At 71.3% G+C, this 15662-nt stretch carries 14 protein-coding genes; 6 read left to right on the forward strand and 8 right to left on the reverse strand.

Annotation, left to right across the window (positions count from 1 at the left end; translation table 11 throughout):
• Positions 1-55: 55 nt before the first annotated feature.
• From ACFPMG_RS20295 to ACFPMG_RS20320, 6 genes are all read right to left on the reverse strand, one after another.
• Positions 56-1750: a methyl-accepting chemotaxis protein gene (locus ACFPMG_RS20295; protein WP_376996953.1), complete on the reverse strand. Its 1695-nt coding sequence runs from the start codon at positions 1748-1750 to the stop codon at positions 56-58.
• 30 nt (positions 1751-1780) lie between these two features.
• Positions 1781-2767 carry an ornithine cyclodeaminase family protein gene (locus ACFPMG_RS20300; RefSeq protein WP_376996955.1) on the reverse strand — a complete coding sequence of 329 codons (987 nt, stop codon included), beginning with the start codon at positions 2765-2767 and terminating at the stop codon, positions 1781-1783.
• Positions 2764-3612 carry an alpha/beta hydrolase gene (locus ACFPMG_RS20305; protein WP_376996956.1) on the reverse strand — a complete coding sequence of 283 codons (849 nt, stop codon included), beginning with the start codon at positions 3610-3612 and terminating at the stop codon, positions 2764-2766. The genes ACFPMG_RS20300 and ACFPMG_RS20305 overlap by 4 nt, the downstream gene beginning before the upstream one ends.
• Positions 3613-3647: 35 nt before the next feature.
• Complete coding sequence (locus ACFPMG_RS20310; protein WP_014197869.1) at positions 3648-4418, reverse strand: ABC transporter ATP-binding protein; 771 nt, start codon at positions 4416-4418, stop codon at positions 3648-3650.
• A gap of 90 nt (positions 4419-4508) precedes the next feature.
• Positions 4509-5513 (reverse strand): ABC transporter substrate-binding protein, encoded by a 1005-nt coding sequence (locus tag ACFPMG_RS20315; RefSeq protein WP_200528063.1) that lies wholly within the window; start codon positions 5511-5513, stop codon positions 4509-4511.
• 67 nt (positions 5514-5580) lie between these two features.
• Positions 5581-6402 (reverse strand): ABC transporter permease, encoded by an 822-nt coding sequence (locus tag ACFPMG_RS20320; protein WP_376996958.1) that lies wholly within the window; start codon positions 6400-6402, stop codon positions 5581-5583.
• A 157-nt stretch (positions 6403-6559) separates the two neighbouring features.
• Between ACFPMG_RS20320 and ACFPMG_RS20325 the strand changes: the two genes are divergently transcribed.
• On the forward strand, positions 6560-7234 hold the full coding sequence (locus ACFPMG_RS20325) for a GntR family transcriptional regulator (RefSeq protein ID WP_376996960.1): 675 nt from the start codon (positions 6560-6562) through the stop codon (positions 7232-7234).
• 22 nt (positions 7235-7256) lie between these two features.
• Here ACFPMG_RS20325 and ACFPMG_RS20330 read toward each other — a convergent pair whose 3' ends face one another.
• Entirely contained in the window at positions 7257-7433 is a 177-nt protein-coding gene (locus tag ACFPMG_RS20330; RefSeq protein ID WP_188261687.1) for a hypothetical protein, read from the reverse strand.
• Between the two features lie 99 nt (positions 7434-7532).
• Between ACFPMG_RS20330 and ACFPMG_RS20335 the strand changes: the two genes are divergently transcribed.
• Entirely contained in the window at positions 7533-8012 is a 480-nt protein-coding gene (locus ACFPMG_RS20335; RefSeq protein ID WP_376996961.1) for a VOC family protein, read from the forward strand.
• A 20-nt stretch (positions 8013-8032) separates the two neighbouring features.
• Here the strand turns inward: ACFPMG_RS20335 and ACFPMG_RS20340 are convergent, their stop codons facing one another.
• Positions 8033-9460, reverse strand: coding sequence for an MFS transporter (locus ACFPMG_RS20340; protein ID WP_376996962.1), 1428 nt, complete (start codon positions 9458-9460; stop codon positions 8033-8035).
• Positions 9461-9571: 111 nt separating this feature from the next.
• Here ACFPMG_RS20340 and ACFPMG_RS20345 point away from each other — a divergent pair, with 111 nt between their 5' ends.
• The 4 genes from ACFPMG_RS20345 to ACFPMG_RS20360 all read left to right on the forward strand — a co-directional run bounded on the left by ACFPMG_RS20345 (position 9572) and on the right by ACFPMG_RS20360 (position 15661).
• A complete protein-coding gene (locus tag ACFPMG_RS20345; RefSeq protein WP_376996964.1) occupies positions 9572-10480 on the forward strand; it encodes a LysR family transcriptional regulator in 909 nt (302 codons plus the stop codon).
• Positions 10481-10582: 102 nt separating this feature from the next.
• Entirely contained in the window at positions 10583-12154 is a 1572-nt protein-coding gene (locus ACFPMG_RS20350) for an ABC transporter substrate-binding protein (RefSeq protein WP_376996965.1), read from the forward strand.
• Between the two features lie 10 nt (positions 12155-12164).
• A complete protein-coding gene (locus ACFPMG_RS20355) occupies positions 12165-13112 on the forward strand; it encodes an ABC transporter permease (RefSeq protein ID WP_376996966.1) in 948 nt (315 codons plus the stop codon).
• A gap of 8 nt (positions 13113-13120) precedes the next feature.
• On the forward strand, positions 13121-15661 hold the full coding sequence (locus ACFPMG_RS20360; protein ID WP_376996968.1) for a dipeptide ABC transporter ATP-binding protein: 2541 nt from the start codon (positions 13121-13123) through the stop codon (positions 15659-15661).
• The last annotated feature ends 1 nt before the right edge of the window (position 15662 follow it).

Genomic DNA, 15662 nt, shown 5'->3' on the forward strand with positions numbered 1-15662 from the left:
CGCTCAACCCATTGATCAGGGCCGATTGATCACGGCCGATGGATTGAGGAAGGGATCAGGCCGTCTTCACCTCGGCGATGAAGGCGTCGACGCTGCCCTTGAGGGCCACGGCGCGGCCGGCCACCTCGCGGGCGGATTGCAGGACCTGCGCCGATCCGGCGGCGGTCGATTCGGAGGCGACGCGCAGCGTGCCGATGGTCCCGGTCACCTCCGCCGTGCCCTGCGCCGCCTGGACGGCGTTGCGGCCGATCTCGGCGGTGGCCGCACCCTGCTGCTCGACGGCGGCGGCGACGGCGGTCGCCATCTCGTTCAGGCGGAAGATCACCGTGGCGATGGTCTGGATGGCCGACACCGCGCCGCCGATGGTCTCCTGCATCGCCCCGACCTGGCCGCGGATCTCGTCGGTCGCCTGCGCCGTCTGGTTGGCGAGCTGCTTGACCTCGCTCGCCACCACGGCGAAGCCCTTGCCGGCCTCCCCGGCGCGGGCGGCCTCGATGGTCGCGTTCAGGGCCAGCAGGTTGGTCTGGCTGGCGATGCCCTGGATGAGGTCGATCACCTCGTTGATGCGCTGGCCGGACTCGGTCAGGGCGCCGACGCGTTCCTGAGCTTGCTGGGCCTGCCGCGACGCCTCGTCGGCGAAGCCGCGCGCCTCGTTCATCTGGCGCGACACCTCCTGAACGGTGGAGGTCATCTCCTCCGTCGCGGCGGCGACCGTCTGAACGTTGGCGGCGGTCTGTTCGGCGGCCGCACCCACGACGGTCATCCGTTCCGACGCCTGCTCCGCCCCGGCGGACAGGGAGTTGGCGGTGGCCTCCAGCGCGGCGGCGGCGTCCTTCATGACGTGCAGGGCTTCGCCGACCTCGCGGTCGAAGCGCAGGATCGTCGCGCCGACCGCCTCGGCGCGGTCGAGCTTGTGCCGGGCCTCGGCCTCCTGCTCCGCCTGGATGCGCTGGCGGTCGAGCGCGTTGTCCTTGAAGACGGCGAGCGCCCGCGCGATGTCGCCGACCTCGTCGCGGCGATCGGCGCCGCTGATGACCACCGTCAGGTCGCCGCCGGACAGACGGCGTAGGCAGGACACCGCCTCGACGATGGGGGTGACGATGCCGCGCGCCGACAGCCAGCGCCCGATCAGCCCGCTGGCGAGGATGCCGAGCAGGGCGACCGCGGCGATCAGCCATGTGGTCCGGTCGGCCAGCGCTTCCGCCTCCTCGGAGATCCGCGCCGTCTTGGCGACGGTGAGGCCGTTGTAGTCCTGGACGGCGCGGATCAGCGCCTCCACCTGCTCCTGGCTGCCGGACACGTTGTTCAGCACCTCGCGCCGGGCGTAGGTGATGCCCATGTCGGCGTGCTTCTTCGCCGCCGCCACCGTGGCGTCCAGGCTGCTGACATAGGCGGCGTATTGCGTCTCGATGCCGTCCAGCAAGGGGCGCTGTTGCGCGTCGGCGGCGGAGCGGGCGTGCTCCAGATGGGCGCGGACCTCGGCCTTGCGGTCGGCGACGACCGCCTCGATGCTGGCGACGCTGGCAGGGTTGGCGCCCATCTGGTACTCGGCGCGGCTCAGCTCGACCAGATAGCGGTTCAGCCGGGCACCCTGCGTCGCCTCGCGCCCCGCGTCCTCGACCCGGTTCAGCTCTCCGCCGAGCGTGGCGAGGCCGTAGCCGCTGACCAGGGCGGTGGACACCGAAACGGTGCCCAGCACCACGACGATGCCGAGAATCTTCCCGGCGATGCGCACATTCTTCAACTGCATGTCGGCCTCGGGCGGCGCCCTGTTTGGGTGTTAACGCGCTAAATCGATGCGGTGGATGGTGGAACCGGCTTCGGTCCCGGCGTCGCTATCGACGGCGCGGACGGCCCAGGCGGCGATCGCCAGATCCTGGATGCCCATGCCGGTGCAATCGAAGACGGTGATCTCGCCCGCATGGGCGCGGCGGGGCGCCTTGCCCTCCAGCACGTCGGACAGCGTGCCGCGGATGGACTCGCGGGTCAGGCCGTGCGCCAGCGCGTGCTGGCATTCGCCGAGGGCCGAGGCCTGCGCCCAGTCGTCCACCCAGACGGCGCCGCCGAGGAGGATCGCCGGGTCCAGCTCCTGCTTGCCCGCGGTGTCGGCGCCCATGGCGCAGATGTGCGTGCCGGGGCGGACCCAGCCGGCCTGGACCACCGGCTCGCGCGCCGTGGTCAGGGTGATCAGCACGTCGGCGCTGCGCGCCGCAATCTCGGCATCCACGACCTCGACGGGCAGCCGCCCGGCGAAGGAGGCCGCCAGTTCCTCGGCCCGCGCGCGGTCGCGGTTGGCCACCAGGATGCGGTCGAAGGGGCGCACCAGAAGCGCCGCCTCCAGATGGTGCGCGGCCTGCCCGCCGGTGCCGATCAGGGCGAGCACGCGCGCGTCGGGCCGGGCCAGCTCGCGGATGCCGATGGCGCAGGCGGCGGCGGTGCGCAGCCCGGTCAGGTGATTGGAGCTGACCAGCGCCGTCGGGCAGCCGGTCTCCGGGTCGGTCAGCACGGTGGTGGACTGGTGGTTGGTCAGGCCGCGGGCGCGGTTGCCCGTCCAGTAGCCGCCGATCTTCAGCCCGAGCAGCCCGATGGCGAGGTCGCCGCCAGCCTTGATGCCGTAGACGTCCGGTCCCGGCAGCAGACGTTCGCGGACCACCGGGAAGTTGCGCGCCTGCCCGCGGGACACCTCGCGGAAGGCCATGTCCATGGCGTCGATGGCGTTGGCGGGGGACACCAGACGGCGGGCGGCGGTTTCATCGATGACGATCATGCTTGCACTCCAGCCGCATTCAGCACCAGACGCGACAGCGCGTCGTCCGGCCTTTCCATCCGTGCCATGATCGAGAAGTGATCCTCCCCGGCCAGCGTGTGATAGGTGCAGCGTGAGCCGCGGCACTGGCACAGCGTGGCGAAGTCGCGCGACTGGGCGATCCAGGCGGGCGTCTCCGCCGAGCCGACGACGACCGTCAGGGCCGTGGCGGTGAAGGGCGGGTGGCGCATCGGGCTGACCCCGTCGACCATCTCCGGGCGCAGCCCGATGGTCTCGTTGACGGTGATGTCCAGCACCGGCGCCAGCTCGTAGATGCCGCTGATCAGGACGGCGGCCTTGATGGCGCCATCCTCCAGCCGGTCCGCCCCGGCGTCGGCGGCCAGCGCCATGGCGATCAGATGCGCCCCGGCGGAATGGCCCGACACGGTGAGGCGGTCGGGATCGCCGCCCAGCGAGGCGGCGTTGCGGTGGATCCAGCGCAGCCCCTCGCGGGTGCGCCGCGCGATCTCCGGCAGGGTCGCCGCCGGGCACAGGTCGTAGTTCATGACCACGGTCGTCACCCCGCGCGGCACCAGCGCGTCGGCGACGTAGCTGTAGTCGGCCTTGTCCCGCCCGCGCCAGTAGCCGCCGTGCAGGAAGACGTGCAGCGGGGCGCCGGGCGCGGCCGCCGGAAACACGTCGAGCGTGGAGAGCGGGCTGTCGCCGTAGGCGATGTCGTACCGTCCGGCGTTCCGTTCCCGAGCGGCGCGGCTCAACGCGGCGGCGCGCTCGGCGTGGCGCGCGAAGTCGGGGACGGAATGGCGGGGGTTGTACTGCCACTCGTGATCGTCAGGGACGACTGACACGATGGGACCTCCTGGGTTCCGGAGAAGGGGGGCGCTCAGACCAGATCCATCAGCTGGGTCCACAGCTGGTGCCGCTTGGCGACGTACTCCGGCGTGTCGCGCAGCGCCTCGCCCAGGCTGGCGCGCGGGCGCGGGATGTCGATGGGCACGATCTCGCGGATGCGGCCGGGGCGGGGCGACATGACCACCACCCGGTCGGCGAGGCAGACGGCCTCGTCCACGCTGTGGGTGACGAAGAGGATCGTCTTGCCCATGCGCTCGGTCAGGCCGAGCATCTCGTTCTGCAAAATCTCGCGGGTCAGCGCGTCGAGCGCGCCGAACGGCTCGTCCAGCAGCATGATCTCCGGCTCGATCGCCAGGGCGCGGGCGATGCCGACGCGCTGCTGCATGCCGCCGGAGAGCTGGTGCGGGAAGCGGTCGCCGAAACCTTTCAGCCCGACGGTGGCGAGCACGCGCTCCGTCGTCTCGCCGTGGCGGGCGGCGGGGATGCCCTTGGCCTCCAGCGCGAAGCCGATGTTCTGGGCGGCGGTCAGCCAGGGCAGCAGGCCGTACTGCTGGAAGACGAAGCCGCGGTCGTGGCCGGGGCCGGTGACCGGCTTGCCGTCGATGCGGATCTCGCCGCTGGTCGCCGTCTCCAGCCCCTGGATGATGCGCAGCAGCGTGGTCTTGCCGCAGCCGCTGGGCCCGACGAAGGCGATGAACTCACCCTCCTCCACGTCCAGGTCGACGCCGTCGAGCGCCGTCATCGACGGCCCTCCGGACACCGGGAAACGCTTGGTCAGGTTGCGGACGGACAGCTTGGGCATGGGACGGCACCGGGTCTTGAAGCGGGACGGCGGGCGGAATGGGGCAAAGCGGGGGAGGGGGCCGGCGGTGCGACGCCGGCCCCGACGGGATTACGGCTGCTTGTAGGTGCCGATCTCCGCCAGCACCTCCTGGACGATGCTGGTGTCCAGCACCTTCTCGGCCGGGTGGACGGCCTTCTGCAGGCCGCCTTCGACGTTCAGCTCCTGCATGTACTTGGCCTGATCGGCGGTGACGGTGCCGTTCGGGTTCCAGATGCCGCCGACCTTGTAGAACTCGTAGAATTCGGCGAGCTGCTCGTCGTTGTAGTCGAAGTGCTTCTTCGCGACGTCCAGCGCGCCCTTCTCGTTGTCGAAGATCCAGCGGGTCGCCTCCAGCTCCGCCTTGACGAAGCGCTTCAGCACGTCGCGCTTCTTGGCGATGGTCTGGTCGTTCACGTCCCAGGGGGTCATCACGTAGTTGGGCAGCTTCTTGGAGACGACGAACAGCACCTTGGCGTTCTTGTCGTGCGCGGCCTTCGGGTCGTAGTTGGAGACGGTCGCGTCGATGGTGCCGGTCAGGATGCCGTTGATGCGCGCCGAGGAGCCCTTCAGCGAGACCCACTGGACCGACTTGATCTGATCCTCGCTCATGCCGGCCTGGCGCATCAGGGCGGTGATGACGACGTGCGGCAGCGAGCCGGGGGAGGAGATGCCGACCTTCTTGCCCGGCAGATCGGTGACGTCTTTCACGCCCGACGCGGCGTTGGCGTAGAAGGCGTAATGCAGGCCGGTGTGGACGCCGCCGATGGTCTTCAGCGTGCCGCCCTTGTCGGCCGCCGCCAGCGTCTCCGACATGCCGGCCTGGCTGATGTCCAGCTCCCCGGCGATCAGCGAGCGCACGGGGATGGAGCTGTCGGCGATGTGCACCAGCTCCACCGTCAGGCCGTTCTTCTCGTAGAAGCCCTGGTCCTGCGCGACGAACTCGACGAGGTTCAGGAACATCTTGGCCGGCATGCCGATCTTCAGCGCGTCGGCGGCGAGCGCGGCGGTGCTCATCGCCACGGAGAAGGCACCCGCCAGCAGGGCGGCCTTCAGCGAACGGGACATCATGCTCATGATCCCTCTTCCTTCCTCAAATCCGGTGTGGTGTGGGGCGCGTGTGGTGCGGGGGGAGGCGGGCCGGTCAGCGGCGGCGCCAGCGGCCGAAACGCTCTTCGACCTTTTGAACGAGAACCGTCAGCGCGTTGGCGAGCAGGGCCACCACCAGGACCGGGGCGAAGGCCTTGGCCGTCTCGAACGCGTTGGTGTAGTTGATGATCAGGCCGCCGAGGCCGGAGATGGAGGTCAGGAACTCCGCCACGATCATCGCGATGATGCCGCGGCCGAGCGCGATGCGCAGGCCGCTCGCCACGTAGGGCAGGGCGTAGGGCGCGATGATCTGGCGGTAGACCATGAACCGCGAGGCCATGAAGGCCTTGCCGATGTCCAGATAATGCCGGTCGACGTTCTTCACGCCGGTGACCGTGTTGATGATCACCGGGAAGACCGCGAAGAGGATGATGATCGTGATCTTGGCGAGGAAGCCGATGCCCACCCACAGCATCAGGATGGGGATCAGCGCCACCAGCGGCATGGCGTAGAGCGCGTTGATGTAGGGATCGAGGATCACCTCCACCGTGCGGTTCGTGCCCATCGCGAAGCCGACCACGATGCCGATGACCGAGGCGATGACGAAGCCCAGGACGAAGGTCGACATGCTGTCCAGCGTCGCCGAGAGCAGTTCGCCGTTCAGCAGCAGCTCCCACGTCGCCACGGCGATGTCGCTGGGCACCGCGACCAGCAGCTTGTTCGCGTCGCGCGCCGCGAATTCCCAGACGGCGAGCAGCAGGACCAGCGTGCCGATTTGAAGCAGCCGCTCGCGGCGCCTCTGCCGGTTGGGGTCGGACGCGGCCTCAGGCTCGCCGGCGCTTTTTGTAACGGCGCTCGCTTGTGCACTCCGCTGCACGCCTGCCTCCTGTGTGCGAGGTGATGGTATGGTGTGGTGGGTGTGGCGTTTGGCCCTCTGGGCCGCCGCCTTGGATCGTCGTTGATACGTATGCTAATCGAAGGTGGTAGTGTGGCGCAAGCAGATCGTCATACTGTCTGACAAGAAGAGAAATTTTATGTCAAATTTGCCGATAAATATTGTCCGCGTCGCCGCTCCCCTGCGTCAGCAGGTGATCGACCTGTTGCGCGCGGCCATCGCCGACGGGCGCTATTCCCCCGGCGACCGGCTGGTCGAACGCGAACTGTGCGAGACGTTGCAGGTCAGCCGCCCGATCCTGCGGGAGGCCCTGCGCCAGCTGGAGGCGGAGGGGCTGGTCCACAACGTGCCCCAGCGCGGGTTGGAGGTGGTGACCCTGACGGCGGAGGATGTCCGGCAGATCTATCAGGTGCGCGGGGCGCTGGAGAGCTTGGCGGCGGCGGAGTTCATCGCCCAGGCCAGCCCGGAGCAGTGGGCGGTCCTCGCTGACGCCATGGCGGCCTTCGAGGCGGCGGCGGCGGAAGGCGTGCCGTCGCGCATCCGCACGGCGAAGACGATGTTCTACGATACGCTGATCGCCGGCTGCGGCAACCCGACGATGGCGCAGATCCTCAAGGCGCTGCACAACCGCATCCAGCTGCTGCGCGGGGTGTCGCTGGCCGAGCCGGGGCGGCTGCCCAACACGATCCGCGAAATCCGCGAGATCTTCGAGGCGATGACCACCCGCGACACGGTGCGCACGCGCCAGCTCTACGACGAGCACATCGCCAGCGCCGCCCGCGTGACCATGCAGGCTTTAGCCGCCGGACGATGAGGGCTGGGCGGTTAAGGGTTGGTCAGGCGCCGCCGATGCCCTCGGTGAATGTCTCGCCGGTCTTGGGGTCGATGTCCTCGCCGGTTCCCGGCGTGCCGGGCGCGGCCTCGTCACGGTCGCTGGCCGGTTTCTTGCTGTCGGGGTCGTAGCTGCGCGGGGGATGGATGCCGGCGTCGTCCGGCTTCTTCGGGTCGCTCATGCGCCACCTCTGCGAAAGGGATTGCAACCTTCCCGTCAACAAGGGCGGGGGCGTATCCTCACGCGCATCGGCAACGCACCGACAGGGAAGGGACACCCCATGACGACCGCCAAGAACACCATCTGCCTCTGGTACGACAAGGACGCGGAGGCCGCCGCCCGCTTCTACGCCACGGTCTTTCCCGACAGTTCGGTAGGGGCCGTTCACCGCGCGCCCGGCGACTACCCGTCCGGCAAGGCGGGCGACGTGCTGACGGTTCAGTTCACGGTGGCCGGCATTCCCTGCCTCGGCCTCAACGGCGGGCCGACGTTCCAGCACAACGAGGCCTTCTCGTTCCAGATCGCCACCGACGACCAGGAGGAGACCGACCGCTACTGGAACGCCATCGTCGGCAACGGCGGGCAGGAAAGCGCCTGCGGCTGGTGCAAGGACCGCTGGGGCGTCTCCTGGCAGATCACCCCGCGCGTGCTGACCGAAGCGCTGGCGGCTGGCGGTGACGAAGCCAAGCGCGCGTTCGAGGCGATGATGGGCATGACGAAGATCGACGTCGCCGCGATCGAGGCCGCGCGGCGCGGGTGACGGTCCCCGGAGGGCCGGGCTCAGCGGCCGGGGGCCGGCGCCTCGACGGCCTCCACGGCCTCCGCCGCGCCGCGCGGGGGAACGCGCAGCAGGCTGGTCAGGCCGCCCGCCAGGGTGAGGGCGGCGGCCACGGCGAGGCCGAGGCGCGGCGCGGCCTCCGGGCCGGACAGCTGCGAGAACAGCACCGTCATGAGCACCGCGCCGGCGGTCTGCCCGACCAGACGCGCGGTGCCCTGCATCCCTCCGGCGGCGCCGCTGCGCGTCTTGGGCACGGTCAGCAGCATGTTGCGGTTGTTGGGCGTCTGGAACAGACCGAAGCCGAAACCGCACATCACCATGAAGACCAGCAGAGGCCGCGGGTCCTGCCCGAGTGGCCAGACCGCGGTCAGGGCAAGGCCGGCGGCGAGGAGCAGGCCGCCCACGGCGCACAGCCAGCCCGTGCCCACGCGGTCGGACAGCCGGCCCGCGATGGGGGCGGCGACGGCGGTCGCCAGCGGCCACGGCACCAGGAACAGCCCCGCCGTGACGATGCCTTGGCCGAGCCCGTGCTGCAGGTAGAAGGGCAGGGCCACGGTGCCGGCCATCTGGCCGGTGAAGCAGAGGACGGAGGCGACCACCGACAGGCGGAAGGAGCGCACCCGCAGCAGATCGAGCGGCACCAGTGGTGCCTCGCGTTCCTTTTCGCGCCGGACCAGTCCGGCAAGGCAGAGCGCCGCGGCCAGCAGCAGCGCGCCGCCGCGCAGGGGCTGCGCCGCGACGGCCTCGGCCCCCATCACCAGGGCAGCAAAGAACCCGGCGTTGAGGGCGACGCTGACGGGATCGAGGCGGCGCCTGGTTCCCGCGACGGCGGGCAGCGCGCGGGCGGTCGCCAGAACCACGATCCCGACCGGGATGTTGACCGCGAACAGAAACGGCCAGGGGGCGACAGCGAGGATGCCCGCCCCGATCGTCGGTCCCGCCGCCGAGGCCAAGGCGATGGCCAGGGCGTTCCAGCCGATGGCGGCGCCGAGCAGCCGCTGTGGATAGACGAAGCGCAGCAGCGCGACGCCCAGCGCCATCACCGCCGCGCCGCCGAGCCCTTGCACGAAGCGCGCGGCGATCAGCCAGGGCAGCGTCGGCGCCAGGGCGCAGCCGGCGGAGGCCGCGGTGAACAGCAGCACCCCACCGGTGAACACCCGGCGGTGCCCGAGACTCTCGCCGAGGGCGCCGACGGGCAGGAGCGCGATCACCAGGGCCAGTTGGTAGGCGGTGATGATCCAGACGGTGTCGGCGGGCGGAACCCCGAGGGTGCCGGCGACGGTCGGCAGGGCGATGTTGGCGATGGCGCCGTCGAGCACGACGAGCACGATCGCGGCGATGACGGACGCGGCGGCCACGGCGCGGCGGGGCATGGGCAGCCCGTCGGGATGCGGGGAATCAGGTGTTCGGGCGATGGTGGAACGGGGCATCGGCGTCTCCAACAGGGGTTGGATCAATGTCGCTCTCCGCTTGGCATGGCGGAAGACGCCGCCTGTGCAGGTTATTCCTGCATGGGACGCCCTGTGTTAGCCTCGGCCCCCATGGCCGATCCCGATCTCAACCTGCTCATCGCTCTCGACGCGCTGCTCACGGAGGGCAGCGTCGTCAAGGCGGCGCGGCAGCTCGGCCTCAGCGAGTCCGCGATGAGCCGCACCCTGGCGCGCCTGCGCGCCGTCACCGGCGACCCGCTGCTCGTCCGGGCCGGGCGCGGCCTCGTCCCGACGCCGCGGGCCATCCAGCTGCGGGAGCGGGTGCCCGGCCTCGCCGAGGAGGTCCGCGCGGTGCTGCGTCCGGCGGAGGCCATCGACATCGCCCGGCTGGAGCGCAGCTTCACCCTGCGCGCCAGCGAGAGCTTCATCGAGGTCTACGCCGCCAAGCTGGTCGGCCGCGTCGCCGCCGAAGCCTCCGGCGTCCTGCTGCGCTTCGCGCCACGGGGCAACCGTGACGCGCAGGCGTTGCGCGACGGGCTGATCGACCTCGACATCGGCGTGCATTCGGAAACCACGCCGGAGCTGAAGGTGCAGAGCCTGCTCCGCGACCGGCTGGTCGCCGCCGTGCGGGAGGACCATCCGCTGACCCGGCGGGCGACGGTGACGCCGGAACAGTACGCCGCCTGCGGTCATGTGCTGACCTCGCGGCGCGGGTTGGTGCGGGACCGGGTGGACGAGGCGCTGGCCGCCCTCGGCCTCGCCCGCAAGGTGGTGGCGGTGGTGCCGAGCTTCCCGGCGGCGCTGGCGATCGTCCGCGCCTCCGACCTGACCGCGCTGGTGTCCGAACGTCAGCTCGCCGCTGGCGTGGCCGGGGTGCGCACCTTGCCGCTTCCCGCCGGTCTGGCGACCGTCCTGGGCGAGGTCGTGGTGACGCAGATGTGGCACCCCCGGCAGGACGCCGACCCGGCCCATCGCTGGCTGCGCGGGCGGATTCTCGCGGCCTGCCGCGAGCCGGCCTGACCCCCAACGCACCGCCGGTGATTGCGGCTGAGCGGAAGCGACGCAACAACGCCGCCCTCCCGGCATTGATACGGTCGGATCGACTTCGACGGCTGGGACGCAATGACCGGATTCCGACGCGCGCTCGCGGGCTTGCTCCTCGGCGCCCTTCTCGCCTTGCCGGGCGCGCCTCTCCGGGCGGCGCCGGTGCCGAAGGACGTGCTGGTCGTCGGCCAGATCGCCGAACCGGCGTCGCTGGACCCGGCGGTCAGCACCGCCACCAACGACTTCCGCATCCTGGTCAACCTCTATGAAGGGCTGGTCCGCTACCGGCCGGGAACCCTGGACGTCGAGCCCGCGCTGGCCGAGCGGTGGACCGTCTCCGACGATGGCCTCACCTACCGCTTCACGCTGCGTCCGGGCGTCACCTTCCACGACGGCACGCCCTGCGACGCCCTGGCGGTGAAGTTCAACTTCGACCGCATGCTGGACAAGGCGCACCCCGCCGCCGACACCGGTCCCTTCCCGCTGGCCTTCTTCTTCGCGGCCATCGAGCGGGTCGAGGCGCCGGACCCGCTCACCGTCCGCATCACGCTGACGGAGCCCTTCGCGCCCTTCCTCTCCAACCTCGCCTACCCGACGGGGCTGATCGTCTCGCCCACCGCCGTGATGAAGGAAGGCCGGGGGTTCGGCCGGCGGCCGGTCGGCACCGGCCCCTTCCGCTTCGTCGAGTGGCAGGGCAGCCGGCGCCTGACCATCGAGCGCAACCCGGACTATTGGGGCACGCCGGCCAAGCTGCGCGCGGTGATCTTCCGCCCGGTGAGCGACCCCAACACCCGCGCGATGGAGATGCTGGCAGGCGGCCTGGACGTGATGGTGGAGGTGCCGGCCGACGCGCTGTCCCAGTTCCGCGACGGCGACGGTTTCCGGGTGCACGAGCAGGCAGGGCCGCATCTCTGGTTCCTGATCCTGAACACCCGGCATGGGCCGCTGAAGGACCGGCGCGTCCGGCAGGCGGTGAATTACGCCATCGACAAGGGGGCCATCGCCGACAGCATTTTGCAGGGCACGGCGATCCCGGCCCGCGGCCCCACCGCACCCGCCTTCGACTGGGCCGCCGACCCCGCGGCCACGGGCTATCCCTACGACCCGGACAAGGCGCGGGCGCTGCTCAAGGAGGCCGGGGCGGAGGGGGCCAAGCTCACCTTCTATGTCGCGGAGGGCGGGTCAGGGATGCTCGACCCCGCCGCCATGGGGGCGGCGATCCAGGCGAACCTCGCCGCCGTGGGGCTGTCGGTCACCATCGAAACCTACGAGTGGAACAGCTTCCTGGCGCGGGTGAACGGCGGGCTGGGCGAGGCGGCGGACATGGCCGAGATGGCCTGGATGACCAACGATCCCGATACCCTGCCGTACCTGACCCTGCGCTCCGGCGCCCTGCCGGAGGCCGGCGGCTTCAACTCCGGCTACTACGCGAATCCGGAGCTTGACCGCCTGCTCGAACGGGCGCGGCGCAGCGGCGACCGGGCCGAGCGGGGGGCGCTCTACCGGCAGGCCGAGCGGATCATCGTGGAGGACGCGCCCTGGGCCTTCGTGGCGCACTGGAAGCAGAACGCCGTCACCACCGCGGCGGTGCGGGGATTCGCGCTTGAGCCGTCCTTCTCCCTGCTGCTCGACCGCGTGTCGAAGGATTGAGGGGGCGCCCGTGGGGTCCTATATCCTCAGCCGCCTCGCGGCGCTCGTCCCCGTGCTGTTCGGGCTCAGCCTGATCGTCTTCCTGATCATGGCGCTGATCCCCGGCGACCCGGCGACCGCGATCCTCGGCCCCTACGCGACGCCCGAGAACGTGGCGCGGCTCCGCCAGGACCTCGGCCTCGATCACAGCCTGCCGGTGCGCTACGCGACGTGGCTCGGCAACGTGCTGGCGGGCGATCTCGGCCGTTCCTCCAGCCTCAACCGGCCGGTCCTCGACGAGGTGACGGAGCGCTTCGCCGCTACGCTGGTGCTGGCCGGTGCCGCGCTGGTGCTGGCGTCGGTGCTCGGGCTGCTGGCCGGCGTCCTGTCCGCCGTGCGGCAGTTCGGCCTCGCCGACAAGCTGGTGACGCTGGCCGTGCTGGTGGGGATCTCCATGCCGACCTTCTGGCTCGGCCTGCTGCTGATCCTGGTCTTCGCCGTCCGCTGGCGTCTGCTGCCGGTGAGCGGCATGGTCTCCATCTACGGCGGCGGGGACCTGCCGGACCTGCTGTGGCATCTGGCGCTGCCCGCCGCGACGCTCGCCATCGTGGCCGCCGGGGTGATCGCCCGGCTGACGCGCTCGGCCATGCTGGAGGTGCTGCGCCAGGACTTCGTCCGCACCGCCCGCGCCAAGGGGCTGACGGAGCGGCGCGTGGTGTTCGGCCACGCGCTGCGGGCCGCCATGGTGACGGTGATCCCGGTGATCGGCATCCAGGCCGGCTTCGTCCTGGGCGGGGCGGTCTACATCGAGACGGTGTTCCAATGGCCGGGCATCGGCCGCATGCTGGTCAACGCCATCGCGACGCGCGACGTGCTGCTGGTCCAGGGCGGCGTCCTGGTGGTCGCGGCCAGCTACGTGCTGTTCAACCTGCTGGCCGACATCCTGCAACGCCTGCTCGACCCGAGGATCGCGCCATGAGGGGCGCCATGAGGGACGGCTTGGCCCTGCTGCGCCGCGTGATGCGCAACCGGCTGGCGGCGCTGGGGCTCGTGCTGCTGGGGCTGATCGTCCTGGTTGCGCTCGCCGCGCCCATCCTGCCGCTGGCCGACCCGGACGCCATCGATCCCGCCCGGCGCCTGCTGCCGCCCTTCAGCGCCGGGACGTGGCTCGGCACCGACACGCTGGGACGCGACGTGCTGGCCCGGCTGGTCTGGGGGACGCGGCTGAGCCTGGGCGTCGGCGTCGCGGCCTCCCTCCTCGCCGCGCTGGTCGGGTCGGCCATCGGCCTCGTCGCCGGCTACGCGGGCGGGCGCACGGACGGCGTGCTGATGCGCGGCATCGATGTGCTGATGGCCTTCCCCTACCTGCTGCTGGCGCTCGCCATCGTGGCGGCGCTGGGGCCGGGGCTGCTCAACGCGCTGTACGCCGTGGTGGTCGCCAACATTCCCTTCTTCGCGCGCAACGTCCGCGGCGCCACCGCCGGCCTGCGCCGCCGGGAGTTCGTGGACGCGGCGCGCCTGTCCGGCCTGGGCGGGACGCGCATCCTGCTGGGCGAGGTGCTGCCCAACGTCCTGCCGGTGATCATCATCACCGCCTCGACCACCGTGGGCTGGATGATCCTGGAGACCGCCGGCCTGTCCTTCCTGGGGCTGGGCTCGCAGCCGCCGCAGGCCGATCTCGGCTCGATGCTGAGCGAGGGGCGCAAGGCGCTGATCACCGCGCCGCACGTCGCGGCGGTGCCGGGGCTGGTCATCTTCCTGATCGTGATGAGCTTGAACCTGATCGGCGACGGGCTGCGCGACGCGCTCGACCCGCGCCTGCGCTCCGGCATCCCCGGCGCGCCGGGCGCCGCCACGCGGGTGGCGCGCACCACCGAAGACGACATGGGCGACGGGACGGCGGCCCCCGGCGCGCTGCTCCACGTCACCGGCCTGCGCACGGCCTTCGACACGGCGAACGGTCCGGAGGACGCGGTGAAGGGCGTCGACCTGCGCGTCGCCCCCGGCGAATGCCTGGGCATCATCGGCGAGTCCGGGTCCGGCAAGTCGGTCACGGCGCTGTCCATCGCGCGCCTCGTCGCCTCGCCGCCGGGGGTGGTGCGCGGCGGCGCGGTGCGGTTCGGCGGGGACGATCTGCTGGCGCTGCCGGTCGGGGCGTTGCAACGGCTGCGCGGCGGGCGGATTGCCTATGTCTTCCAAGACCCGCTGACGACTCTCCATCCGCTGATGCCGGTCGGCGCGCAGGTGGCCGAGGCGCTGCGCGCCCATCGCCCGGTGCCGCGGGCCGAAGCCGACCGGCGGGTGGTGGAGCTGTTCGCCGCGGTGAAGCTGCCCGACCCGGCCACCCTCGTCCACGCCTACCCGCACGAGTTGTCGGGCGGGCAGCGCCAGCGGGTCGGCATCGCCATGGCGCTGGCCAACGACCCGGAACTGATCATCGCCGACGAGCCGACCACCGCGCTCGACGTCACCGTCCAGGCCGAGATCCTGGATCTGCTGGACGATCTGCGCCGCCGCCGCCGCCTCTCCGTCGTCTTCATCAGCCACGATTTCGGCGTCATCGCCCGACTCTGCGACCGGGTGGCCGTGATGTTCCAGGGGGAAATCGTCGAGGAGGGCGATACCCGCAGCGTTCTCACCCGGCCGCGGCACGACTACACCCGGCGCCTGCTCGCCGCCGTGCCGGTGCCCGGGCGCTCACGGCGCCTGGAAACACCGCCGCGGGGGGCGTCGTCGGTGGGTTGGGCGGTCGAGGTCCGCGATCTGGTCAAGACCTATGCCGCGCGCCGTTCCCTGTTCGGGCGGTCGCGCCCGGCGGTCATGGCCTTGAAAGCCGTGTCGCTGCGGGTGGCCTTTGGAGAGACGCTGGGGATCGTCGGGGAGTCCGGCAGCGGCAAGTCGACGCTCGCCCGCAGCCTTGTCGGGCTGAGCCCTCCGACCGGCGGGACCGTCCTGCTCGACGGCCGCCCCCTCGCCGAGCTGGCCGCCGGAGGTCCGCGGGCGCTGGGCCGGACGGTGCAGTATGTCTTCCAGGACCCACTGTCCTCGCTCAACCCGCGCAAGACGATCCGGCGCACCCTGTCGGCGCCGCTGCGCTTCCTGACTGGCGTGCCCGCCGGGGAGCGGGAGGAGCGGCTGGCCGAGCTGATGCGGTCGGTCGACCTCGACCCCGCCATCCTGGACCGCTACCCGCACGAGCTGTCGGGCGGGCAGGCGCAGCGCGTCGCCATCGCGCGGGCGCTCGCCGCCGGGGCGAGGATCATCGTGCTCGACGAGGCGGTCTCCGCGCTGGACGTGTCGGTGCAGGCGCAGGTGCTGCAGCTCCTGGCGGCGCTGAAGGAGCGGCACGGGCTGACCTACCTGTTCATCAGCCACGACCTCGCCGTGGTCGAGGCGATCGCCGACCGGGTCGTGGTGATGGCCGCCGGCGCCATCGTCGAGGAAGGTCCGAGCGGGCGCCTGTTCGCCGCGCCGGAGCACCCCTACACGCGCCGGCTGATCGCCGCCGTGCCGACGCTTCCGTCCTGAT

This window comes from Azospirillum himalayense, assembly GCF_042657465.1.
In the GTDB taxonomy this organism is placed as follows: Bacteria; Pseudomonadota; Alphaproteobacteria; order Azospirillales; family Azospirillaceae; genus Azospirillum; species Azospirillum himalayense.

Bases quoted from the DNA above. Each gene is read 5' to 3' on its own strand.
- ACFPMG_RS20350 (WP_376996965.1), top strand. From the start codon at position 10,583: ATGACCGGATTCCGACGCGCGCTCGCGGGCTTGCTCCTCGGCGCCCTT.
- ACFPMG_RS20300 (WP_376996955.1), bottom strand. From the start codon at position 2,767: ATGATCGTCATCGATGAAACCGCCGCCCGCCGTCTGGTGTCCCCCGCC.
- ACFPMG_RS20345 (WP_376996964.1), top strand. From the start codon at position 9,572: ATGGCCGATCCCGATCTCAACCTGCTCATCGCTCTCGACGCGCTGCTC.
- ACFPMG_RS20295 (WP_376996953.1), bottom strand. From the start codon at position 1,750: ATGCAGTTGAAGAATGTGCGCATCGCCGGGAAGATTCTCGGCATCGTC.
- ACFPMG_RS20325 (WP_376996960.1), top strand. From the start codon at position 6,560: ATGTCAAATTTGCCGATAAATATTGTCCGCGTCGCCGCTCCCCTGCGT.
- ACFPMG_RS20360 (WP_376996968.1), top strand. From the start codon at position 13,121: ATGAGGGACGGCTTGGCCCTGCTGCGCCGCGTGATGCGCAACCGGCTG.
- ACFPMG_RS20340 (WP_376996962.1), bottom strand. From the start codon at position 9,460: ATGCCCCGTTCCACCATCGCCCGAACACCTGATTCCCCGCATCCCGAC.
- ACFPMG_RS20335 (WP_376996961.1), top strand. From the start codon at position 7,533: ATGACGACCGCCAAGAACACCATCTGCCTCTGGTACGACAAGGACGCG.
- ACFPMG_RS20310 (WP_014197869.1), bottom strand. From the start codon at position 4,418: ATGCCCAAGCTGTCCGTCCGCAACCTGACCAAGCGTTTCCCGGTGTCC.
- ACFPMG_RS20330 (WP_188261687.1), bottom strand. From the start codon at position 7,433: ATGAGCGACCCGAAGAAGCCGGACGACGCCGGCATCCATCCCCCGCGC.
- ACFPMG_RS20315 (WP_200528063.1), bottom strand. From the start codon at position 5,513: ATGAGCATGATGTCCCGTTCGCTGAAGGCCGCCCTGCTGGCGGGTGCC.